We start from the raw sequence: 20,900 nt of genomic DNA on the forward strand, positions 1-20,900 counted from the left end.
CCGATCCGTCCAGGAGCACGCCGCGATGACCAGATCCACCAAATCCGGGCAAATCAAACTGGGCGCTTTCCTGCCCGGCGGCGGACAGCATATCGCCGCCTGGCGCCACCCCGAGGCGCCGGCCGACGGCGCCACCAATTTCGAGTTCCACAAGCAGCTCGCCCTGACCGCCGAGCGCGGCCTGTTCGACGCCTATTTCCTCGCCGACAATCTGACGGTCGGCCTCGGCGCGCGTGAAGGCGGCAATGCCAAGATCGCCGGCTTCGAGCCAGTGACGCTGTTTGCAGCGCTGGCGCCGCTCACCACGCATCTCGGCTTCATCGCTACCGCCTCGACCACCTACGAGGAGCCCTACACGCTCGCCCGCAAATTCGCCTCGCTCGATCATCTGTCGAACGGCCGCGCCGGCTGGAACGTCGTCACCTCGGCCGGTGACGAAACCGCGCGCAACTTCAATCGCGAGACGCAGCCTGCCCACGCCGAGCGCTATGCCCGCGCGCATGAGCACGTCGAGACGGTCAAGGCGCTGTGGGACAGCTGGGAGGACGATGCCTTCATCCGCGACAAGAAATCGGGGCGCTTCTACGACAAGGACAAGCTCCACGACATCGACCACAAGGGCGCGCATTTCAGCGTGAAAGGGCCGCTCAACGTGCCGCGCCCGGTGCAGGGGCATCCGGTCGTGGTGCAGGCGGGGCAATCGGAAGACGGTCGCAAGCTCGCCGCCCACTCGGCGGAAGTCATCTTCACCGCCCATCAGAACCTGGCGTCGGCGCAGGAATTCTATCGCGATATCAAGGCGCGCGTGACGGCCGCCGGCCGCAATCCCGAGCAGGTGCTGATCATGCCGGGCGTGGCACCCTTCGTCGGCCGCACCGAAGAAGAAGCGCGCGCCAAGTACCAGCAGCTGAACGATCTCATCCTGCCCGAAGACGGCGTCGCCCTGCTCAACGGGCTGGCCGGCCAGACGCTCGACATCACCGGCTATCCGCTCGATGGACCGCTGCCGCCGAGCAAGGAGACCGAAGGCATGAAGAGCCGCCAGGCGCTGATCCGCCAGATTGCCGACGAGCACAACTTCACCATCCGACAGCTTTACCAATGGGTGGCAACGGCCCGCGGCCATTATACCGTCATCGGCAGCGCCACGCAGGTCGCCGATCAGCTGGAGGAATGGTTCGGCAACGAAGCCGCCGATGGCTTCAACATCCTGCCGCCCTGGCTGCCCGGCGGGCTCGACGACTTCGTCGAGCTGGTGATCCCCGAACTGCAGCGCCGCGGCCTGTTCCGCACCGCCTATGAAGGCAGGACCCTGCGCGAGAACCTCGGCCTCAGGCGGCCGGAAAACCCCTGGACCGCCGCCCGCTCGGCGGTGCTGGCCGCCGAATAATCCCGAGAAGCCCGATATTTTCCAAGCAGGAGGCAACCCGATGACCTTGCAGCACATCGAACAGGCCGCCAGCCTCGGCACGCCTGACAGCACGACAAGCCTCGGCACGGATTTCCTGCGCCTCGGTGGCCGGGCGGGCATCCGCATCCTGTCGCGCTACGGCGTCCTCATCGCTTTCCTCGCAATCTGGCAAGTGTCGAGCAGCGCGGGCTGGGTCAACGCGGCCGTGCTGCCGCCGATCGACATGATTGTCGCGGCACTTTGGAAGGGGCTGGTCGGCGGCACTCTGCTCAGCGACATCGCCATCAGCCTGCAGCGCGCCGGTCTCGCTTTCGCGGCCGCCGTGCTGGTCGCCATCCCGCTTGGCCTGTTCATGGGTCAGGTGCGCACGGTCGAGACCGCGCTCGATCCCATCCTGCAGGTCTTCCGCCAGACCTCGGCGCTGGCGCTCTATCCCGTCTTCATCCTGCTGCTAGGGCTCGGCGAAGCCTCCAAGGTGTTCGTCATCTTCTGGGCGACGCTGTTCCCATTGCTGCTCAACACCATCGGCGGCGTCAAGCAGGTCGATCCGAAACTGCTGGAGATGGCCCGCGTCTATGGCGCCGGGCAGCTCACCGTCTTCCGTCGCGTCGTGCTGCCCGGCGCCGTGCCGTCGATCTTCGTCGGACTGAGGCTCAGCGCCACCACGGCGCTGCTGCTGTTGATCGCTTCCGAAATGATCGGCGCCAACAAGGGCATCGGCTTCCAGGTGATGAACGCGCAATACAATTTCCAGATCCCGCTGATGTTTGCGGCAATCGTCATCCTCGCCGGCCTCGGCCTGATTGCAAACCAGGCGCTGGTCAGCCTGCAGCGCCGGCTCTGCCGCTGGAGCAATGCCGTCGACTGACCACCCGCCCTTACCAATCTCAACCAGGCCAGAACTCAAATCAGGAAAGACCCGGACCATGAAAATCTCCCGCCGTTCCCTGCTTGCTGGCGCGCCCTTCGCCGCCGGCCTTCTCACCGCCGGCCTGCCGCGCTTCGCCTTTGCCGAAGCGGCACCCGTCAAGTTCCGCTCACTCGCCAGCCGTGGCAGCATCTCTCCGCATGAGTTGGCCGCCGAGCTCGGCTATTTCAAAGGCCTCGGTATCGAGGTCGAGAATGTCGGCTATTCCGGCGGCGGCCCGGAATCATTGTTTGCGCTGGCCTCCGGCAGCGTCGATATCGGCTCGGCTGCAACCGCAGCCGTGATCAACTCGATCTCCGGCGGCAACGACTTCGTCGCCGCCTATCCGAGCAACGGCATCAACGGCAAGGTGCGTAGCGTCTTCTACGTGCTGGACGACAGCCCGATCAAATCGATCGCCGACATCGCCGGCAAGACCATCGCCGTCAACACGCTCGGCGCCCATCTCGACTACACCGTGCGCGAGGCGCTGCACAGCGTCGGCCTGCCGCCGAATGCCGCCAATCTCGTCGTCGTGCCCGGACCGCAGCTCGAACAGACCTTGCGCTCCCGTCAGGTCGACATCGCGGCGCTCGGCTACTGGCAGGCGACGTTTGCCGGCGCCCTCGTGGACAACGGCGGCGTGCGCGGCGTGTTCAACGACACCGACGTGCTGGGCGAGCTGGCCGGCGGCTTCGTCGTGCTCAGGCGCGACTTCATCGCCGCGCATCCCGACGCCGCCCGCAATTTCGTCGAACAATCGGCGCGCGCCTCCGACTGGTCGCTGCAGAACCCCGACGAAGCGCGCAAGGTGCTGGCAAATATCCTCGACAAGCGCGGCGAGAACGGCGAGCTGGCGCGTTACTGGACCGGCTTCGGCCTGCGCCAGGGCGCCAAGGCGACGGACCGCGATATCGACTTCTGGGTCAGCGTGCTCGAGCGCGACGGCCGCCTGCCAAAGGGCAAGCTGAAGGCAACGGACATCCTCTACCGGCCGGGCGAAACCAAGACCAACTGACAAAAGCAACCGACCAACCAGTTGGGAGACGAGCGCGATGAGCAGCACAAGCGGCGGTCAGGTCAGCATACGCGACCTGTCCAAATCGTTCAGCATCAGTGGGCGCTCGCTCGCCGTTCTGAGGACCCTCAACCTCGACATCCGCTCGGGTGAATGCCTTGTCATCGTCGGCGCCAGCGGATCGGGCAAGACCACGCTGCTGCGCATACTTGCGGGGCTGGAGGCCGCCGACAGCGGCGGCGTCGCCATCGACGGCAAGCCGGTGCACGGCGTCGGTGCCGAGCGTGCGGTGATTTTCCAGGAACCGCGCCTGCTGCCCTGGCTGACCGTGCTCGGCAATGTCGCCTTCGGCCTCGAAGTGCGCGGCGTGCCCAAGGCCGAGGCCGAGGAACGGGCGCACTTCTATATCGCGCTCGTCGGCCTCGCCGAATTCAGCGATGCCTTTCCCCGGCAGCTATCGGGCGGCATGGCGCAGCGCGTCGGCATCGCCCGCGCGCTGACCGTGCAGCCCGAAATCCTGCTGCTCGACGAGCCGCTGGGCGCGCTCGATGCGATGACCAAGATCGGCATGCAGGAGGAACTGGCGCGCATCTGGAGCGAGGAGAACGTCACCATGGTGATGGTGACGCACGACCTCGAGGAAGCAATCTACCTCGCCGACCGGGTGCTGATCCTGCCCAAGGAGAAAGGCGGCGCGGCGCGGCTGATCGACATCGACCTGCCCCGCCCGCGCGAGCGCAGCGAAAGCCGCTTCGTGCGCTACCGCGAAGAATTGCTGCGCGAATTCGGCCTGCACTGAAAGCCGCCTAAGACCCCTGCCCCGCTCTTTCCTGGAACCGGATTCCCCGCCCCCGCATTTCCTTAACCGGGAGGCGAAGGAGCGCGGCATGAAAGCTTTGTTCGCAATCTTCGGCGGCTTCGTGCTGACGCTCGCCGTATTCGCCAGCGGCCTCGCCTTCGCCACCTGGCTTCTAATAGCCAAGCCGGTACGGCCGGCCGCCCCGGTCTCCAGCGTCGCCGAACTGTGGGCCAAGGACCCGCGACCGGTGAACCCGGCCTCGCAGCGCCTCGAACGCCTCCCGGCCGGCCCGGTCCCCGTTCGCACCTCGGAAGTCGATCGCAGCTCGAAACCCACCGATGCCGCCGCAGCGTCGACAACCGACATTACCGCGACCGGCTCCATCCAGCCACCAGCGGAAGAGCAGCAGACGCTGCCCGCCGCCCACGTGGAATGGTGCGCCAGCCGCTACCGCTCCTACAGGCCGGACGACAACCACTACACATCCTACAGCGGACAACAGCGCCCCTGCATCTCGCCCTATCTCGGCGCCGCCGATGACGGCAGCTATTTCGAGGCGAGCGATACGTCGTCGGTGGAGGGCTACGCGCCATCGGATGAACCCGGCGCCGCCGAGCTCTCATTCGACCACGTGCAATACTGCTTCAGCCGCTACCGGTCATATCGACCGGAGGACAACAGCTATCAGCCGTATTCGGGCGGGCCGCGCAGGCAGTGCGAGTAGGCAGGCCGTGGGGTGGCTGGCGGCCGCAGTGCATAGCGCCTTGCGCGACCCCACCCAACGATCACGCAGATTTCTTGGATCGTTCGGGTTGGCGCGGCGTTCATCCGATACCCAAAGGAGAAATCAACATGGGCGACGACCGGGAAGACAAGATTCGTGAGCGCGCATACCAGATCTGGGAACGCGAAGGCGGGATCCATGGCGATCCCGAGCGGCACTGGCACCGGGCCGAGGCCGAGATCGACAGGGAGGCGGCCCTGCCACTGACGGCAGGCGATGCCCTGCCGGAAACCCGCGAGGTCGCGAGCTCCGACGTTTTGACGGTGGAGGCCCTGGCGGTGCGCACCGGCATATCGGGCGAACAGGCGCAGGAGCTGATCGACAGGCTGGGAAACGACAGGGCGGCTATCGAACAAGCCGCGCGCAACCTTAAGGGGAAGCAGCGGCTCGGGGAGTGACAGATGATCAGAAAACTCAAAGACGGAAAATACCGCCTCTATTCGCGCAAGAAGGACGAAAAGACCGGCAAGCGCCGCAATCTCGGCACCTTCGATACCCGCGAGGCCGCCGAAAAGCACGAACGTGAGGTGCAGTATTTCAAGAGGCATTGAGGCGGCGTGCTGTCGCTTCGATGCCTCCATTAGTTTCTGTTGATCTTGAACAAAACGGGAACAAAAATGTCAAGAGCGAATTGACTCTGCGAGGAATGCCTTCAGCATATTGTACTTCGCGTACCCGGAGGAGTAGGTTATGAATAACCTGCTGCCGAAAGCCCTATTTGGCGGGCTGCTCTGGGGGGATAAGGCCGTGCGCTTTTGTGTTCATTGACGAGGCGGGGACTGAACCGTCAGCCCCTGTAACTGTGGTTGTTGGTATCATTATTGACGCTGACAAGCAGCTAATGAGAGCGGAAGCGGCAGTAAATGAGGCGCTTGAATCCGTCCCGACCGACCTTCGGAAAGGCTTTGTGTATTCCGCTAAGGACGTCTGGAACAACCCAGATTATTGGGAAAAATGGTCTCGATCGAATCGACTAGCATTCCTAAAATCAATGATGTCGTTACCGAGACGTTTGAAGGCGCCGATAACCCTATCGATTGTCAGGCGCGGTTTGATCAAGGAGCCGCTGTCGGAGCCCCCCATGCAGCCGCATCAGTTTGAGCATTTCATGGCTTTTGCTACGTGCATTGCGCGAGCGGACAAACACATACGCGACCATGGGCAGATTGATGAGGTTGGGACCGTGGTTGCGGAACAGGCTTCGGAAATGACGAAGTTTCTTCGCGCTGGCGCTTTGTTCCACCGACAGTTTCCGCGCGTTATTCCACCATCGGATCTATCTCCCACAGAAGAAGAAACAAAACTCGGCTACATAAAGCAAGAAACAGAATTGCGCGTCTCCAGAATAAGAGCGACCATACACTTCGTAGAGAAATCAGACGACAAGCTTATACTTCTTGCAGACTCAGTAGCTTATGGTTTTAGACGCTTCTTTAATAGAGCTGAATTCGGAGATCAATTTGTTAGAAGTATAATTGGAAACGACTTGTCAGAAAAAGATTGGGAAGGGTCAATAAACGCTACAACGTTCAACTGGATTTGACGATTCGCTATCCACCTTTTTTCTGCTGAATTCGTTTGGCTATTCCAAGTATGACTCTATCAAATGCTTCTCCGCTCTCGTCAACTTCAAGCTCCCGAGCGGTTTCCTTAAACCGCTCGGATTGCTCTTTCTGACTAAGCTTTGTCGCCTTTTTGCCCCTTGGCTTTCGGGCGGTATTTGGAGGGTCGCCAGACGCCATAGGGTGCCTCGCCTTGCTTTAGTTGTTTCATAGGTGAGGCGCTTGCCGACGATACCATCAAGAATGCGATCGGCCCGCGCTTCATCATTCACGCCAAGGGCTACCCGCTGATTATGGCGAAAGTCAAATTCGGCGAGGTAGCGGTGAAGGTGCTTCTCGGCGCAATGCTGATAGGTGCCACGCATGCCACGCTTGAAGATGCTGAAATAGCTTTCGATGGTGTTCGAATGCACCTCGCCACGGACGTACTCGCCAGCCGAATGCTTGACCGAATCATGAGTGGCAAAGTGATCGCTCATGCCACCATAAAACTTGTTTTCGTCGGTGTAGAGGGTGCTTTCGCGGGCAACGTTCTCAGTCACCAGTTCGGCAACGTTGATCTTGGTCGCCTGCGCGACGTGGAAGGTGCGAACAGAGCCGCCACGTTCGATAAGGCCAAGCACGGCGCGCTTGCCGGACGGGCCGCCACGGCTCTTGAATTTGAACGGGGTCTTGCGATCGGTGCGCAGCACGGGTTTCTCAGCGGTGTTGCCGAAATAGGTTTCGTCCGCCTCGACAATTTGACCCTCGCCACCGAGCGGGCCAAGGTTGCCGTCGCGCACGGCCTCGCGGATGCGGTGCGAAATGAACCAAGCGGTCTTCAGGGTCACGCCAAGGGTGCGGTGAAGCTGGTTGCTCGAAATGCCCTTCTTGGACGAAGCGATAAGGAATATCGCCTGTAGCCAATGGTTGAGCTTGACGTGGCTAGCTTCAAAGATGGTGCCGATTTTCACGGTAAAGGGCTTGCGGCACTGGTAGCACTTGTAGGTGCCAATGCGGGTGCTCTTGCCTTCCATCTTCGAAATACGCTCAAAGCCGCCGCAATGCGGGCAAACTGGGCCATTCGGCCAAATCCTGGCCTCTACAAACTTGTAGGCGGCGGCTTCGTCGTGAAAGTGGCGGTCGGATAGGACGGACATCCAGGTAACTCTTATGTCCCCTTTATAATTCACCCAATTGGGTACGTCAGGTAAAGGAGTAAGGATTACGGAGAATAACCCATAAAAGCGTGCACCGGATGGCGCGCGCTTACAATTCATGTAGCTAGCTGCGACGCGTCGGGATTAGGAACAAATATGGGAATTAAAATAGATGTTCCAATAAGTTCGCTCCTGCGATCTGGTATCGGCGAGTCTTTGCTTGCGAACAACGCGGGGTAAAGCTCGTCTGTATGCGGATGCGCCGTCATATATGCCCTAAATCCCCAACTATAGGCGTCTGCCAATTGCAACAGTGGAGCTTGGCCCTTCCTGAGAAATTGAATGTCATCCACTATATTAGTTATCTGCCTTTGGTATATCCATGAATCCGGCTTAGGAGAAATTCTCCTAACATCAGCCAAGGCGAAATCGAGGTATTTTTTCATGTGATCGCAGCTTTCGGCCTTTATTGAAGCGTGTTCATTTGGGAAATTGTTCGCTATATATTTATCGACTACCACAAAACACGCACAGAATGCCGACCAATGACGATAGGTATTTCTATTTTTTGTTGGAATGCCAACCGTGGCATCTTTGTGCATCCAAGAAACAGCCACAGGTATCGCGTGAAAATTACAGACTTCAATCATGTCGCGGATAAAAATAACCCTTTCTTGTCTTGTCCATCCACTTAGTTTTTCAAAATCGCCAGTGGCGGCAAAAATATCAGCGGCATGAAACCAACGGTCATAGTTATCACCTAGGTGATGCCGCTTCACTCTTTCAATTGAACTTACGACACCCCTATAGTCCTTATCTACATCGATGATGACGCCGGCCACGACGGCAACCAGTTCTCGCGAACTGGTTCCTGACTCATCTATGTAAATGTGCCGCACCCATCGCTCTCCCGCGAGCGGGCCGCCAAACAATGCGCGTGGCCAAACTGCCCGCCCGATTCCTGTCGGAACGCTCAGCAAGGTACCACCTCTCTGGTGGGTACGCAAAGTACAATATGCTGAATGCCTTCCTATTTGTCAGTAGGTGGGGCGGTTGCTCACAAATCGAGGAGAGCCGCGATGGGCAGACGAAAAAGCCGGTTCGACAGGCTGTCGGCGAGGGATGCGGAGGCGATCATCAGGGACGCTTTGAGCCTGCGCCGGACGGTGCTGTCGTCGCAGCTGCATTTGAAGGCGCATGGCGAGCTGTTCTGGCAGCTTTGCGGGCTTGTCGAGAAATTGCACGAGGTGCTGGCCAGCGTCGCGGAGAAGGAGCCCGATTACCGGATGGCGGAGCTTGGCCTGCTTCCGCTGCCCGAGGATTACTCGACCCGGAAATGAGCCATGGCCGAGCCGATGGACAGCGTTGGGCGTGCCGCCAAGGCCAACATGCTGCTCATCGTGGAGTGCGGCCATTGCTACCATGTCGGACGCTTCAGGGCGAATGACGTGGCCCAGGTGGTGGGCTGGAGCAAGCCGCTGGAAGCGATCAGGTTCAGGTGCAAACGATGCAGCCGCAAGGACACGACGGTGAAGATGCAGTTCATCGACCAGGACCATCCGCCCAAGGGCTACATCTGGGTGCTGCAGAAATTCAAGCGCTAAAACAACGAGCCTTGCGCCGGCGCCTGCTGCGGAAACGTGATCTGTGTCGCAGGCTTGTCGACGATCACCAGCGCATCATCGGGCGCCGTGCGCTGCAGGTGCCTTGCCTCCGACCATGGCGCCGTCAGCCAGGTCTCGGTTTCTTCCGGCGTGGTCAGGATCACCGGCATCGCCTTCTCGTGGATCGGCGCGATCAGCGCGTTGGGCTGGGTCGTCATGAAGCCATAGACCTGGTGATCGGCGGGGCCGTCCTTGACCTTGCGAAGGCCATGCCAGCGCGTCCACAGGCCGGCAAAGAAGAACAGCGGGCGGTCCCCGCCGAGTGCAAACCAGTAGTTGCGCTGGATGCCGGTCCCGGGGTCCTTGTCGCCGGGCGTCGGGCTGGGCTCGGCAAAGCTGGTGACAGGCACGACGCAGCGGTTCTCGATGCCGAGATATTGCTGCCAATGGCCGTATTGCGGATTGCGGACATTGGTGGTGCCATAGTCGGCCTTGCCCTTGACCCGCTCCAGTGGCGTCGGCATGCCCCACAGCAGATTGGCCAATTCGCGTTCGCCGTCCGGCGCGTTGCGCACTACCGGGCCGGGCTGGTTGGGATAGATGTCGATGGAGGGTTCGAGATTGCCGAGGATGTCGCGCAAGGCGCGGGTCCACTGGCGGATGGCCTCCTGGCTGGTCGTGATGTTGTAGAGATTGCACATTTCAGGCCGTTCCCGGATGCTCAGGCATCTTGTTGGAAACGGCCTGGAATTTCCAGCGCTGTCCGTTGGGTTGCTGACACGGCAGGCCGTGTCAGCAATGGCTTTGTGAGACCTACCGCGCCGATTGTCTCATAGCTTGTGCGGCTACCGCCGCGAGAAAAGCCCTCGCCGCGGCATCGCAGGCCGCTCGAGACGGGCCTTTGGCGAAAAGAAGAAGCTCGGCGGCTCGAATGTTGAGCCCGTGCTTCCTTGCGAATGTGGCTAGATCATAAGGCTTGTTGTCGTAAGGTTCGTCGTCGTAGTCGATCGTCAGATCGTAGTTTTCTTTCATTTTCTTCCTCCCTTTAGCGATCTCCCCCCTCCTGTCGCTAACGCAAAATTAACGTCGATGGCGGCGGGCGAGTCCACCAATCAGAGATTGTGTAAAAAACGTACGAGCTCGCATGCTCGCCCTCGCAACGGGCCTGCGAGCAATCGCCGCCGACCGGACCGGTCGAAAGAGCCGATTATGATGGCAATGTTGGAAAGGCTGCCACAGCCTGGTGCTACGGGTGTCCGCGACGCCTAGCGTGCCTAAATAGCCGGCATTTTCATCTTCCAGGCCCCGGTCCGCAGCCGGCCTCGTTGGGTCCGGCTAAAGGATAAGTCCGGCTAATAACACCGTAAGGAGCAGCGACAGCGGAACGGCCGCAAGACACCAGATCTCCAACGTGTTGTTTTGCAGCGGGTCCATCATCAGCCTCACTTTTTGGTGTCATTGTGACACTAACGGTTGGTCGGAGGTAGCGGTTCCAAGCGACGCCGTTCATAGAGCGCTGCCTGTGCTGCATATTAGCAACAGCTTGACGACCGCTGAGCCGGTACCGCTTGGACAACTTCACTGGCGCCGGTGGATGCGTATTCCGCAGGACTGCAAGCGCCCCTCGGCATCAGTCGTGCGGGGATCGATCGCCGCCCATGATCAGCGCCGAGCCGGTCATGCCCCGGAACCCAATGGCTGCATCTATCTCCGGCCGAAGTTTCGCTACCACCGAGCCGATCCGATGTTCACTCCAGCCAGCGATGCGCGTTTACAGGGACCTAAGTCTGACCTGCCTGCGCAATGGTCTTGTGTACGGCCGGCATCGGGAACAACTGCGCCCGTCTTCAGTTGATGGCGTCACCTCCTCGAGGAGACATCGGCGCAGAATCAGTCCCTTCATGCGCTGATTAGGGTCCGCCTGCCATTGCTGGATTTGGCAGGCGGACCCTTGGTTCTGTACGCTCCAGATGGAAAGCGGGTAAGCTCGGGATCACTCATCATCCCAGAAATCCCGTAGAGACGTAGGCGGAGGTCTTCCTCGCCCCTGAGATGCTTGACCTGGCTTGACATCCGAGACGACCTCCCAGCGCGCGCACGCAGCGGGGTCGCCCTCAGCCTTCCAGCGCCTCGTGCTGGTAAAGCTCGTCCATGCTGAGCGTCGCAAGCGCGGCGAACGGCGCCTGCTTTTTCACGCGGCCGTGGCTCAGGATCACGACGTCGTCGCAGAACGAAACGGTGCTGCGATGATGGCTGATGACAATGGTGGTGCGGCGGCCGGCGCGCGACTTGAGCGTCTCGACGATTGCAGCTTCCGACAGGCCGTCCACCGCATTGGTGGCTTCGTCGAGGATGAGGATATTGGGATCGCGCACCAGGGCTCTGGCCAGCGCGATCCGCTGCCGCTGTCCCGCCGAGAGATTGACGCCACGATAGCCGACGACCGTCCGGTAGCCCTGCGGCAGTTGCTCGATGAAGCCATGCGCTTCGGCCAGTTTTGCCGCGCGCTCGGCGTCATCGGCCGAGGCCGCGTCCTGGCCGTAGATGATGTTGTCGAAAATCGTGCCGTCGACCAGCTCCAGCTCCTGGCTGGCGAGCGCGATGTGCTTTCGCCATTGGCTGGGGTCGATGCGGTCCAGAGGCGATCCATCAACGAGAATCCTGCCGCTATCCGGTTCGACGAAGCGGCACAAAAGATTGACGATCGTCGTCTTGCCGGCGCCCGACCGGCCGATCAGCGCGGTCGAGCGGCCGCTGCGGAGGTCGAAGCTCGCCGCATGCAGCACCACCGCGCGCTGTTCCGAACCGGAATAGGTAAAGGTGACGTCTTCGAACTTGATGCCTTGGCTGAGCCCGGGGAATGGGCTGTTGCCTTGCGGCGGCTGGGGCTTGTCGGACGGGTCCAGCATCCACGTCACCTCTTCAAGCGATCCACTCAGGCCCTGCAGCTGGCTCCAGGCCATTTGCAGCGACCGCATATAGGGCTGCAGCCTGTAGAGCAGGATGACGAAGGCGACGATCAGCGGGAAGGAAACATTGGCGAACCAGGCGCCGATCACCACCGCCAGGAACAGCATGGCGTGCAGAACCTCGGTCAGCGGCGGCAAAGCTCCCTGACGCGTCAAAAGCACGAACGCCGCCCGGCGCACCGCATCCGATGCTTGGTCGAATGCCGCCTTCTCGCGTTGCTCCTGGCCAAAAATGCGGATCAGCCGCCCGGCATGCACCAGATGCAGCATCTGCGATGCGAGCTGGCTGTTGCGGGAGGCGACGCTGCGGCTCGGCGCCTTCAAATTGGCCGACAGCACGGCGTGCGCGACCTGGACCAGCGCCAGCCCCAGCGTGACCAGCAGCGTCATCTGCCACGACAGAAGCAGCAGGAAGGCCAATAGGATGATTGCGGCCGATGCATTGACGATTGCCCCCAACGTGATCTGGATGGCATCCGAGGCCCGCCAGGATTCGTTGGAGATGATGTTGAGCAGCCGTCCCGGGCTTTGCTGCAGGAAGAATGGGTAGCCCACCCGCAGCAGCTGCTCCGACAGCGCGCTGCGGATCGAATGGCTCGCCTTGCCGTAGATGAAGGTGGTCAGCAGCGTGTTGGCGAAAGCGAACAGGTTCTTCAGCACGATCGAGCCGAGGATGGCGACCGATATGACGATCAGCCGGTCGCGCTCGCTCAGGCTCGATCCGACATGCTGGAAGACGGCGGAAAAGCCGGCCATGCCGGTCTGCCCCTGCTGCCCCATGATTATGTTCAGCAACGGGATGATCAGGCCGATGCCGAAGCCTTCAAGCGCGGCGCTGAGCAGCCCGAGCACCACCACGGCAGGAAGCAGGCGCAACTGCTTTCTCCCCAGCGCGCGGCGCAGCATCGGCAAGCTGGGCGGCATCAATCGCATGGTGGCGGATCACCTCGCCTCGGCATTTGCCTGTTGCTCCTGTCGCATTTGCGCCGGCTGCGGCGATTTCGCCAGCAAAAGCACCGCGAACTTGGCCGCCCCGAGCAAATTCATGCCGACGATCGGCCAGTGCGACAGCTTGAGTTCACGGTCGAACAGAGGGCCTTTCACCAGTTCGCGCAAGGCCGCCCTCATCGACCAGTAGCAATGCCGAAGCAGCCACGGCGCGTGGCGGATATGTTTCAGGCAAAGCCCGCCATTGCCCATGCTGTAGTCGCGGTGCAGCTTTTCGATGGCCTTGCGGTCGCGCCGGCCGTGATGGTGATAGATGGTCATGTCGGGCACGTATTCGACCGGAATCCCAAGCAGCACCGCCCGCACCAGATAGTCCGTATCCTCCGCCGATCGCAGCGGGCCGCCGGCGCCGAACCGTTCGTCGAACCGCCCGATACGGGCGGCGACATCGCGATGCATCGTCATGTTGCAGCCAAGCACGAAGCCGCCGGGATGGACATCCTGCGTAAGCCGCGCGCGCACCGGCGACCGCTTGATAGTGAACGGCAGGTCGCGGGGGTCGCCGATCTCGACGCGGCCGCCGCGGATGACCCGTTCGCCGGCCGCATAGTGCCGCTGCAGATCGCGCAAATAATCCTTGTGGACCGCGCAATCATCGTCGACGAAGACCAGCACGCGGCCCCGCGCCCGCTCCAGCCCGGCGTTGCGCGCGGCCGCTAATCCGGGTCGCGGCTCGCAAATGGCGGTGAACGGGATGTCCGACAGTTCGGCGATGCTGGCCAGCCGTTTGGCCGTGCTGTCGGTCGAGCCGTTGTCGACAACCACCAGCTCGGCGGCAAAGTCGGCATGGGCACGACACGCGGCCTGGATCGAGCTGATGCAGGGCTCGAGTACGGCGACACGGTCGCGTGTGCAGACAATGAAGCTGACCGCCGGCGCCGGTCCTTGCTGCGGCCGCGGCGACATGGCCGCCGGCACCGTCGAGCGGCCGCGCTGCTGGAGCTGGTGCGATTTGACGAACATGCGTTGCTAGCTCAACTGGTTCGAAGGCAAAACCGCCGCGGCCGGCACGGACTGCAGATACCGCGACAGGGCATCCACCTGCCTGGTGACCGACATCGAGGCGAGACTGAAGCGCGGCGCGAAGGCACCGGTCCGAAACACGTACTGCTCGCGCCGCCGGATGAGGTTCCATTTCGCCGTCCGCGTCAGGAATTCGTGCATCAGCAGCGGCTGCCTTTCCCCCGATATCAGCTGGTAGAGGAAATAGAACAGGTTCAGCGTGCCGGCCTGGTAGCTCGGCCTCGTCTCGGCCGGCAGTGCGGAAATCCTTCCTTCCAGCGCAAGGATCCATTCGGCGGCACGGCGAACCGTGTCCATCGACAGGACCTCACCGATGTCGCGCAGGCCTTGCGTCTCTTGGGCGAGCACTTCGCGCTCGAGGTTCTCGGCGACGATCTTCAAATGGGTCCTGCGCATTTCGCGCTTGTGCCTGTTGGTCACGCTGTCGTCATGGATACGATAGGCGATCAGGCTTTCGGGGATCATGGCCGCCGGGTAGCGGTCGGTCAGCCGCCTGAACAGGTCGAAATCCTCGGCATGCTTGTAGCTTTCGTCATAAAATAGAACGCTCTCTTCGATGACCTTCCTGTTGTAGACGACCGTGGAATGCATGAAGATCGTGAAGAACATCGACAGTATTCGCAGGATATTGTCCTGGAATATCGGATCGGGCGAACCCCTGACGATGCGGTTGCCGAGCAAGGTATCGAAACCCGCGCCGCATAGAGCCAGGTCAGGCTGCTGGTTGAACAGCGCGACCTGCCGCGACAGGCGCTGGGGATAGGCGATGTCGTCGGCGTCCATCCTGGCGACCAGATCGCCGCGCGCCACGGCCAGGCCTTCGTTCAAAGTTGCGATCAGGCCACGGTTTTCGCGTGAGATGATCGAGATGCGATTGTCGGCCTGGCGGTATTTCTGCAGGATCTGCAGCGAGTTGTCGGTCGAGCCGTCATCGATGGCGATGACCTCCAGACGCTCGTAATCCTGGCGCAGGACGCTGCCCAGCGCAGCGGCGAGATAAGGTCCCGCATTGTAGATCGGCAGCAGAACGGAAACCAAGGGAGCAGCAGCCATGATCAGCTCCGATCGGTTCGGTGCAGCTTGCGCGGCAAGAGTGACGTGCCGCCATCAAGCGGCCTGCCCGGATATGCTCCCGCCACGAGCCATCCGGCATTGCCCACGTCCATGCCTGCCGAGATGGCGCCTGGGCCTTTTCCAGCAACATAGGGGAAGTGGCGCTTGAGGCTGTTGAGCGGCTTTTCGAAAAGCAGCCACGAAACCGAAGCCAGCATGAGCGTCGCAGTTCCCGCGACCAGGAACCGCCCCGGCCCTTGCTCCGAGACGTTGAGCGGGATCCAGGGCTGCGACTTGACAACCAGAGCCAGCACTATGGGATGGTAGAGATAGACGCCGTAGCTTATGCGGCCAAGGCCAAGCAGCGGCGGCAGTTCGAGAAGTTTTCCGACGCGACCGCCAATGCCCGTTGAACAGCTTGCAACGATGACCACCAGAGGCGCGACAGGCAGGATCTGCAACAGCAGCCAGAGACCCCATTCCTGCACCGGATTTGCCGGCGCCGGCGCAAACCACTGCAGAACGAAAAACGCCGCGGCGAGCCCCGGCCAGCCAGCTCGAAGCCATTGCGGCAAGCCGGCTGTTCTTGACCGGTAGGCGGCGAGCAGCGCGCCTGACGCCAATGCATCCATCGACGCCGGCGGCAGCAGGTCGCGCGCCAAACCGGGCGTTCCCGCGATCGGCCAATAAAACCGGTAGGCCAGCGACAGCATGATCACGCCGATGCAGATCGCTTCGAGGCGCTGGCGCGGTGCCAGCAGGACGATCAGTGGCCAGGCGATATAGAACTGCTCCTCGATGCTCAGGCTCCAGAAATGGCAGAGCAGCCAGGGCGTCCATTCATTCTGCGCCGCGTACCAGAAATTCGACAGATAGAGGGCATGCCAGGCCAGCGATCCTCTGGACTGCTCCAGGTCCACCAGCCAGACGAAACCCAGCACGGCGAAATAGGGCGGGAATATTCGCAGCGCCCGCCTGATATAGAAGGATTTCAGCGCCGGTCCGGTTTCGAATTCGGCGGCCGCTCTGGCTTCCAGCAGCAGTCGCGTGATCAGAAAGCCGCTCAGCACGAAGAACAGGCGCACGCCGATATGGCCCCAGAACGAGGACCCTCCGGCTGCGAAGAAATGGGAGTACAGCACCATCGTCACGGCGATGGCCCTCAGCGCGTCCAATTGGGTGTCGCGCGCATTTCCCATTAGCGGCATACGCCGGCGGGACGGCGAAACTGCCAATCGGTCAATATAGCGGCGTCGTTCACGGCGCATTCCAATCGGAAGCGCCCCCCTTGCGCAGAATAGGACCACCATTGTGCAACGCAACACAAAAAGTTGACACATTTGAAACAGGAACGTGAGGCGCGACTAATAAAAGCCAAAAAACAGCAGGAAACAGCCTGAATTGTCCATTCTTGACGATTTTTTCGCACTGCCTTGGCCCGCCGATATCGGCGAGAGGGTGCTGCGATGCAGCATGTTCGCCGCCATCACGGGCGCAAAATCTGGGTCTGGACACAGATGCCCCGCCACAGGACCGGCCGGCAACCGACGCCCGGCGACCTTTTTGCTGCGCTGGCGCGGCTGCTGTTAGCGCGACAACAGTGGGAGCAAGCGCAAGCTTCCCGCCTTCGAGTTACGCCTCCTTGCTGGCATTCGCGAGCGCCACTGCGCGACGCTCCGGGAGCCCCAATCCGACGAGCGCGCCGGCGAGCGAGAGCAGAGCGGAGACGTCGATTGCCGAGGTGAAGCCATCGCTGAACGCGTCGGTGGACGAGAAGCTTCCAGTGCCGGCGAACACCGCACCGGCGATCGCGATCCCGGATACGCCACCGAGGAAGCGGAATGTGTTGAACGTGCCGGCAGCCTTGCCGACCTCCGGCCGGGCGACCGCATTGAGAACCGCGTTCTGCGCGGCAGGCATGGCCATCGACACGCCGGCACCGGTAATGATCAGCGGGGCGACTAGCTGGATATAGGGCAGATCAGGTGCTGCGATCTGCGCCAGCCAGGCCATTCCAGCCGCTTGCAGGATCAATCCGGCCACGACAAGCCAGCGCTCGCCAACGCGGTTGATCAGGCTGCCGGCGATCGGTGCGACCACGAAAAGCGTGGCGGTCCAGGGCAGCAATCCCATGCCGGCGCCGAACGGCCCACGGCTCTGGGCAAACTGCAGAAACTGCGGCAACAGGAATACGAGGCCGTACATGGCGGCGCAAAGCAGGAAGTTCGCCCCTACGCCCGAGGAGAATGCGCGCGCCCGAAAGAACCGCAAAGGCAGCATGGGCTCACGGGTACGCAGCTGCCAAAGGACGAACGCGATGGCGAAAAGCAGCCCGGCCGTCAGCGCCGTCAGCACTTCAGAGCTGCTCCAGCCCACGATGTTGCCGCGCATGAGGCCCCAGACCACTCCGAACGCCGCCGCGGTTACCAGCACGACGCCGAGGACATCAATGACCGTGCCCGGCCCGTGACTCTCCGGAATCCGACGCATCACCAGCGGGATGAGAACGATGCCGACCGGGACATTGAGCCAGAAGATCCAGTGCCAGGAGAGGCCTTCGGAAATCGCACCGCCCGCCATCGGGCCGATGATCAGGGCCAGGCCGGTGATGCTGCTGAAGATACCCAGCGCCTTGCCTCGTTCCTCCGGAGGAAAAGCGACGCTCAGCAGCGCCATGGCCAGTGGCATGACCATTGCGGCACCTGCGCCCTGGACCGCACGGGCCGCAATCAGCAATCCGGCATTTCCAGCGAGCGCGCAGGCAACCGACGCTGCGACGAACAGCGCCAATCCGGCAACGAGCGTACGGCGGCGGCCGAACCTGTCACCGAGCGCAGCCCCGGTCATGAGCAGGACGGCAAAACTCAAATTATAGGCGTTCATCGTCCATTGCAGCGTCTCCAGCGAGGCGTCGAGCTCGACCCGCATCGTGCTCAATGCCGTCGCCACGACCATCGCATCGAGAACGACCATCAAGGAGCCTATCGACGTGAGGGCGAGAACCCAGACCTTCGTTGATCCCGCACTTTGCTTGCTCATGACTATGGCGCCTCCCGCTTGAACAAAGGGCCCGCCAGGTTACGGACCCGTGATCCAGAGACGCGTAGGAACCATCAAAGGATTCCAGCAAGAGAAAGTTTTTTCGACCGAATCCTTTTGCCATCGTCGAGCGTCTATAAGACGCTGCGCCTGATGACGGGCGCCTGCCTGGGAGATACGCATGAAATTGATCCTTGTGCGATGACCGGATCCGCAACCGGCACCCCAGAAGGACGGGAGCCATTTGACCGGCTGCTCGGCGAATTACGGCCGAAACTGCACCGTTATTGCGCCCGCATGACCGGTTCGGTGATCGATGCCGAGGATGTTGTCCAGGAAGCTACGGTCAAGGCGCTCGAGGCGTTCCCCGGGACCGGGCCGATTGCCAATGTCGAGGGCTGGCTGTTTCGCATCGCGCACAATGCCGCGCTCGACCACCTGCGCCGTCGTGCCAGGTTGGATGCCGCGCATGTCGTTGAGGATATCGATATGATCCCTGACCCCGGTATGTCGGCCGAGGGTCGACACACTGCAGCCGCAAGCCTGCAGACTTTCATGCGCCTGCCCGCGGCGCAGCGTAGCAGCGTCATCCTCATGGATGTGCTCGGCTATACGATCGAAGAGATCGGCAACATTATCGACAGCAGCGTTCCGGCGGTGAAAGCCGCACTGCATCGCGGCCGTTTGCGCTTGCGCGAAGTCTCCGGCGAGCCTGACGATCGGCCTGTGCCGGTGTTGGCCGAGCCCGAGCGGGCGCGTCTGGCAGCCTACGTGGAGCGGTTCAACGCCCGCGACTTCGATGCGATCCGCGACATGCTGGCCGAGGACGTCCGGCTTGACCTCGTCAACCGGCTCCGGGCGAGCGGCCGCACGAAAGTGGGCCGGTACTTCCATAATTACGCGGATATCCACGATTGGCGGCTGCTTCCAGGCTTGGTGGATCGGCGCCCGGCCATTCTGGTGATCGACCCGGATGACTCGGCCGGAGGGCCAAAATATTTCATCCTGCTGGAATGGGCCGGCGACAGACTGTCGAGAATTCGCGATTTCCGCTATGCGCGCTACACGCTTGATGGCGCCGAGGTGGTGCCTCTGCTTGCATAGCAATTCTGCTTGTATAGCAATTCGCGCTTCATAATGCCGAACACTGCCAGCTATTTTGGATCGCGGCCGCTTGCCATCCAAGCGGCCGCCCTTTTCCGCCGATCCTGCTTTAAGCCGGTTGCAACTCCCTGCGCGGCAGCGGCGGGAAGGCGATCGCAATCGCCATCGCGCCAAGCCCGACAAGAGCCGAGCCGATGAACAGCCAGGAATAGCTGGCATAGGCATCGAACACCATGCCGCCGGCGAGCGGGCCGAAAGCCATGCCGAGGCTGGACAGCATGGTTACTGCACCGAACACCGTGCCGAGGATGCGCTGGCCGAAATATTCGCGCGCCAGCACCGCATAGAGCGGCATGACGCCGCCATAGGTGGCGCCGAAGATGACGGCGAGCGTGTAGAATTGACCAAGCTCGCTGACCGCCAGATAGGCGGCGATAACCACGGCCTGTATGGCCAGCCCGGTGATCAGCACCGGCTTGACGCCCAGCCGATCGGCAAGCACGCCGTAAAGCAGCCGGCCACCCAGCCCTGCCAAGCCCTCGATGCTGTAGATGCTGACCGCCGCCATCGGCGCTATGCCGCACAGCATGGCATAGCTCACCATGTGGAAGATCGGCCCGGAATGCGCCGCGCAGCAGGCAAAGAAGGTCAGTCCCAACACGATGAATTGCGGCGAGCGCAGCGCCTGCGGAACCGTCATGCCGGCACCCTCGGCGGCAACGCTTGGGGCAGCGCCGTCGGCAGCGGGCTTGGGCGGCTGGCGCACCAGAAGCGCGGCCGGCAGTAGCAGCACCCACGCGGTTATGCCGATGTCGAACATTGCGGTGCGCCAGTCGTAGGCCGAAATCAGCCAGCGGGCGAAGGGCGAGATGGTCATTGGCGCCACGCCCATGCCGGCCGAGACCAGCGAGACGGCGAGGCTGCGGTTCGTGTCGAACCAGGCGGAGGTGAGCGCGATCATCGGCGCGAAGAAGGCGCTTGCCGCGAGGCCGACGAGCACGCCGTAGGCCAACTGGAAAACGAGCAGCGAACCGGTGCGGCTGGCCAGGACCAGCGCCAGGCCGAGCAGCACGGCGCCGGTCATGACGACGATGCGGGCGCCGAAGCGGTCGTAAATGGCGCCCCAGGCGAAGCCGCCGAGGCCCATTACAAGGAAGTTCAGCGTCATCGCACTCGATATGCCGGCGCGCGACCATTGTGTGTCGAGCGCCATCGGTTCGAGAAAGATCGCCAGCGAGAACATCGCCCCGAGGGCGACACAGGTCATCAGCGCGCCAGCCGCGACGATAACCCAACGATAGGGAAGGCTCATTTCACTTTTCTCCCATGCCGGAAGCGTTGATACGGCACGACCTTTTCGAGCTCCGCCGAGCCGCTTGCGTCCGAAGGACGTTGGACATGTCTTGAATCCGACAATCCGGTTGCATTTTTTATCCAGTCGACGCGATGGCGCCATTCCACGGCTTTCTGGATTGACCGC

Annotated in this window: 20 protein-coding genes and 1 pseudogene; 11 read left to right on the forward strand and 10 right to left on the reverse strand. The window is 61.8% G+C overall.

Annotated features, from left to right (window positions below; all coding sequences use genetic code 11):
* Positions 1-25 precede the first annotated feature (25 nt).
* From NKH30_RS23560 to NKH30_RS23595, 8 genes are all read left to right on the forward strand, one after another.
* Positions 26-1,390: an LLM class flavin-dependent oxidoreductase gene (locus tag NKH30_RS23560; protein ID WP_352770525.1), complete on the forward strand. Its 1,365-nt coding sequence runs from the start codon at positions 26-28 to the stop codon at positions 1,388-1,390.
* A 40-nt stretch (positions 1,391-1,430) separates the two neighbouring features.
* On the forward strand, positions 1,431-2,279 hold the full coding sequence (locus tag NKH30_RS23565) for an ABC transporter permease (protein WP_352997296.1): 849 nt from the start codon (positions 1,431-1,433) through the stop codon (positions 2,277-2,279).
* 58 nt (positions 2,280-2,337) lie between these two features.
* The gene (locus NKH30_RS23570) at positions 2,338-3,336 is read left to right on the forward strand and encodes an ABC transporter substrate-binding protein (RefSeq protein WP_352980152.1); all 999 of its coding nucleotides are present in this window, start codon (positions 2,338-2,340) and stop codon (positions 3,334-3,336) included.
* Between the two features lie 37 nt (positions 3,337-3,373).
* The gene (locus NKH30_RS23575; RefSeq protein ID WP_352980154.1) at positions 3,374-4,135 is read left to right on the forward strand and encodes an ABC transporter ATP-binding protein; all 762 of its coding nucleotides are present in this window, start codon (positions 3,374-3,376) and stop codon (positions 4,133-4,135) included.
* An 88-nt stretch (positions 4,136-4,223) separates the two neighbouring features.
* Entirely contained in the window at positions 4,224-4,859 is a 636-nt protein-coding gene (locus NKH30_RS23580; protein ID WP_352980156.1) for a BA14K family protein, read from the forward strand.
* A gap of 128 nt (positions 4,860-4,987) precedes the next feature.
* The gene (locus NKH30_RS23585) at positions 4,988-5,317 is read left to right on the forward strand and encodes a DUF2934 domain-containing protein (RefSeq protein ID WP_287286361.1); all 330 of its coding nucleotides are present in this window, start codon (positions 4,988-4,990) and stop codon (positions 5,315-5,317) included.
* Between the two features lie 3 nt (positions 5,318-5,320).
* On the forward strand, positions 5,321-5,470 hold the full coding sequence (locus tag NKH30_RS23590) for a hypothetical protein (RefSeq protein ID WP_023677295.1): 150 nt from the start codon (positions 5,321-5,323) through the stop codon (positions 5,468-5,470).
* Positions 5,471-5,676: 206 nt separating this feature from the next.
* Positions 5,677-6,462 (forward strand): DUF3800 domain-containing protein, encoded by a 786-nt coding sequence (locus tag NKH30_RS23595; protein ID WP_352997298.1) that lies wholly within the window; start codon positions 5,677-5,679, stop codon positions 6,460-6,462.
* Between the two features lie 216 nt (positions 6,463-6,678).
* Here NKH30_RS23595 and NKH30_RS23600 read toward each other — a convergent pair.
* Together NKH30_RS23600 and NKH30_RS23605 are read right to left on the reverse strand one after the other, a co-directional pair.
* Positions 6,679-7,620: pseudogene (locus NKH30_RS23600) on the reverse strand (IS1595 family transposase); the annotation flags it as partial.
* 116 nt (positions 7,621-7,736) lie between these two features.
* Positions 7,737-8,519: a DUF3800 domain-containing protein gene (locus NKH30_RS23605; protein WP_352997300.1), complete on the reverse strand. Its 783-nt coding sequence runs from the start codon at positions 8,517-8,519 to the stop codon at positions 7,737-7,739.
* Between the two features lie 180 nt (positions 8,520-8,699).
* Between NKH30_RS23605 and NKH30_RS23610 the strand changes: the two genes are divergently transcribed.
* The gene (locus tag NKH30_RS23610; RefSeq protein WP_254819421.1) at positions 8,700-8,960 is read left to right on the forward strand and encodes a hypothetical protein; all 261 of its coding nucleotides are present in this window, start codon (positions 8,700-8,702) and stop codon (positions 8,958-8,960) included.
* A gap of 3 nt (positions 8,961-8,963) precedes the next feature.
* Positions 8,964-9,224 (forward strand): hypothetical protein, encoded by a 261-nt coding sequence (locus tag NKH30_RS23615; RefSeq protein ID WP_352980164.1) that lies wholly within the window; start codon positions 8,964-8,966, stop codon positions 9,222-9,224.
* On the opposite strand, the gene NKH30_RS23620 is transcribed toward NKH30_RS23615, so the two are convergent.
* From NKH30_RS23620 to NKH30_RS23650, 7 genes are all read right to left on the reverse strand, one after another.
* Complete coding sequence (locus NKH30_RS23620) at positions 9,221-9,925, reverse strand: SOS response-associated peptidase (RefSeq protein ID WP_352980166.1); 705 nt, start codon at positions 9,923-9,925, stop codon at positions 9,221-9,223. The genes NKH30_RS23615 and NKH30_RS23620 overlap by 4 nt on opposite strands.
* Before the next feature lie 112 nt (positions 9,926-10,037).
* Positions 10,038-10,256: a hypothetical protein gene (locus NKH30_RS23625; RefSeq protein WP_292659780.1), complete on the reverse strand. Its 219-nt coding sequence runs from the start codon at positions 10,254-10,256 to the stop codon at positions 10,038-10,040.
* A gap of 1,082 nt (positions 10,257-11,338) precedes the next feature.
* Positions 11,339-13,126 carry an ABC transporter ATP-binding protein gene (locus NKH30_RS23630; protein ID WP_352980168.1) on the reverse strand — a complete coding sequence of 596 codons (1,788 nt, stop codon included), beginning with the start codon at positions 13,124-13,126 and terminating at the stop codon, positions 11,339-11,341.
* A 9-nt stretch (positions 13,127-13,135) separates the two neighbouring features.
* Positions 13,136-14,164: a glycosyltransferase family 2 protein gene (locus NKH30_RS23635; RefSeq protein WP_502911510.1), complete on the reverse strand. Its 1,029-nt coding sequence runs from the start codon at positions 14,162-14,164 to the stop codon at positions 13,136-13,138.
* 6 nt (positions 14,165-14,170) lie between these two features.
* Positions 14,171-15,277 (reverse strand): glycosyltransferase family 2 protein, encoded by a 1,107-nt coding sequence (locus NKH30_RS23640; RefSeq protein WP_352997302.1) that lies wholly within the window; start codon positions 15,275-15,277, stop codon positions 14,171-14,173.
* 2 nt (positions 15,278-15,279) lie between these two features.
* Positions 15,280-16,476, reverse strand: a complete 1,197-nt coding sequence (locus NKH30_RS23645; protein ID WP_352997304.1) for an acyltransferase family protein — start codon at positions 16,474-16,476, stop codon at positions 15,280-15,282.
* 433 nt (positions 16,477-16,909) lie between these two features.
* A complete protein-coding gene (locus NKH30_RS23650; protein ID WP_352997306.1) occupies positions 16,910-18,316 on the reverse strand; it encodes an MFS transporter in 1,407 nt (468 codons plus the stop codon).
* Positions 18,317-18,517: 201 nt separating this feature from the next.
* On the opposite strand from NKH30_RS23650, the gene NKH30_RS23655 reads away from it, so the two are divergent.
* The gene (locus NKH30_RS23655; protein ID WP_352997327.1) at positions 18,518-19,420 is read left to right on the forward strand and encodes a sigma-70 family RNA polymerase sigma factor; all 903 of its coding nucleotides are present in this window, start codon (positions 18,518-18,520) and stop codon (positions 19,418-19,420) included.
* Between the two features lie 109 nt (positions 19,421-19,529).
* Here NKH30_RS23655 and NKH30_RS23660 read toward each other — a convergent pair whose 3' ends face one another.
* A complete protein-coding gene (locus tag NKH30_RS23660) occupies positions 19,530-20,732 on the reverse strand; it encodes an MFS transporter (protein WP_352451471.1) in 1,203 nt (400 codons plus the stop codon).
* Positions 20,733-20,900: the final 168 nt, after the last annotated feature.

Origin of the sequence: Mesorhizobium sp. M1273, assembly GCF_040318195.1 — a bacterium.
GTDB lineage: Bacteria > Pseudomonadota > Alphaproteobacteria > Rhizobiales > Rhizobiaceae > Mesorhizobium.

What these genes read in the sequence shown, in the direction of transcription:
- NKH30_RS23615 (WP_352980164.1), top strand. Translation starts at nt 8,964, where the DNA reads ATGGCCGAGCCGATGGACAGCGTTGGGCGTGCCGCCAAGGCCAACATG.
- NKH30_RS23560 (WP_352770525.1), top strand. Translation starts at nt 26, where the DNA reads ATGACCAGATCCACCAAATCCGGGCAAATCAAACTGGGCGCTTTCCTG.
- NKH30_RS23645 (WP_352997304.1), bottom strand. Translation starts at nt 16,476, where the DNA reads ATGGGAAATGCGCGCGACACCCAATTGGACGCGCTGAGGGCCATCGCC.
- NKH30_RS23585 (WP_287286361.1), top strand. Translation starts at nt 4,988, where the DNA reads ATGGGCGACGACCGGGAAGACAAGATTCGTGAGCGCGCATACCAGATC.
- NKH30_RS23580 (WP_352980156.1), top strand. Translation starts at nt 4,224, where the DNA reads ATGAAAGCTTTGTTCGCAATCTTCGGCGGCTTCGTGCTGACGCTCGCC.
- NKH30_RS23630 (WP_352980168.1), bottom strand. Translation starts at nt 13,126, where the DNA reads ATGCGATTGATGCCGCCCAGCTTGCCGATGCTGCGCCGCGCGCTGGGG.
- NKH30_RS23660 (WP_352451471.1), bottom strand. Translation starts at nt 20,732, where the DNA reads ATGAGCCTTCCCTATCGTTGGGTTATCGTCGCGGCTGGCGCGCTGATG.
- NKH30_RS23570 (WP_352980152.1), top strand. Translation starts at nt 2,338, where the DNA reads ATGAAAATCTCCCGCCGTTCCCTGCTTGCTGGCGCGCCCTTCGCCGCC.
- NKH30_RS23565 (WP_352997296.1), top strand. Translation starts at nt 1,431, where the DNA reads ATGACCTTGCAGCACATCGAACAGGCCGCCAGCCTCGGCACGCCTGAC.
- NKH30_RS23590 (WP_023677295.1), top strand. Translation starts at nt 5,321, where the DNA reads ATGATCAGAAAACTCAAAGACGGAAAATACCGCCTCTATTCGCGCAAG.
- NKH30_RS23610 (WP_254819421.1), top strand. Translation starts at nt 8,700, where the DNA reads ATGGGCAGACGAAAAAGCCGGTTCGACAGGCTGTCGGCGAGGGATGCG.
- NKH30_RS23620 (WP_352980166.1), bottom strand. Translation starts at nt 9,925, where the DNA reads ATGTGCAATCTCTACAACATCACGACCAGCCAGGAGGCCATCCGCCAG.
- NKH30_RS23625 (WP_292659780.1), bottom strand. Translation starts at nt 10,256, where the DNA reads ATGAAAGAAAACTACGATCTGACGATCGACTACGACGACGAACCTTAC.
- NKH30_RS23575 (WP_352980154.1), top strand. Translation starts at nt 3,374, where the DNA reads ATGAGCAGCACAAGCGGCGGTCAGGTCAGCATACGCGACCTGTCCAAA.
- NKH30_RS23640 (WP_352997302.1), bottom strand. Translation starts at nt 15,277, where the DNA reads ATGGCTGCTGCTCCCTTGGTTTCCGTTCTGCTGCCGATCTACAATGCG.
- NKH30_RS23655 (WP_352997327.1), top strand. Translation starts at nt 18,518, where the DNA reads ATGACCGGATCCGCAACCGGCACCCCAGAAGGACGGGAGCCATTTGAC.
- NKH30_RS23650 (WP_352997306.1), bottom strand. Translation starts at nt 18,316, where the DNA reads ATGAGCAAGCAAAGTGCGGGATCAACGAAGGTCTGGGTTCTCGCCCTC.
- NKH30_RS23635 (WP_502911510.1), bottom strand. Translation starts at nt 14,164, where the DNA reads ATGTTCGTCAAATCGCACCAGCTCCAGCAGCGCGGCCGCTCGACGGTG.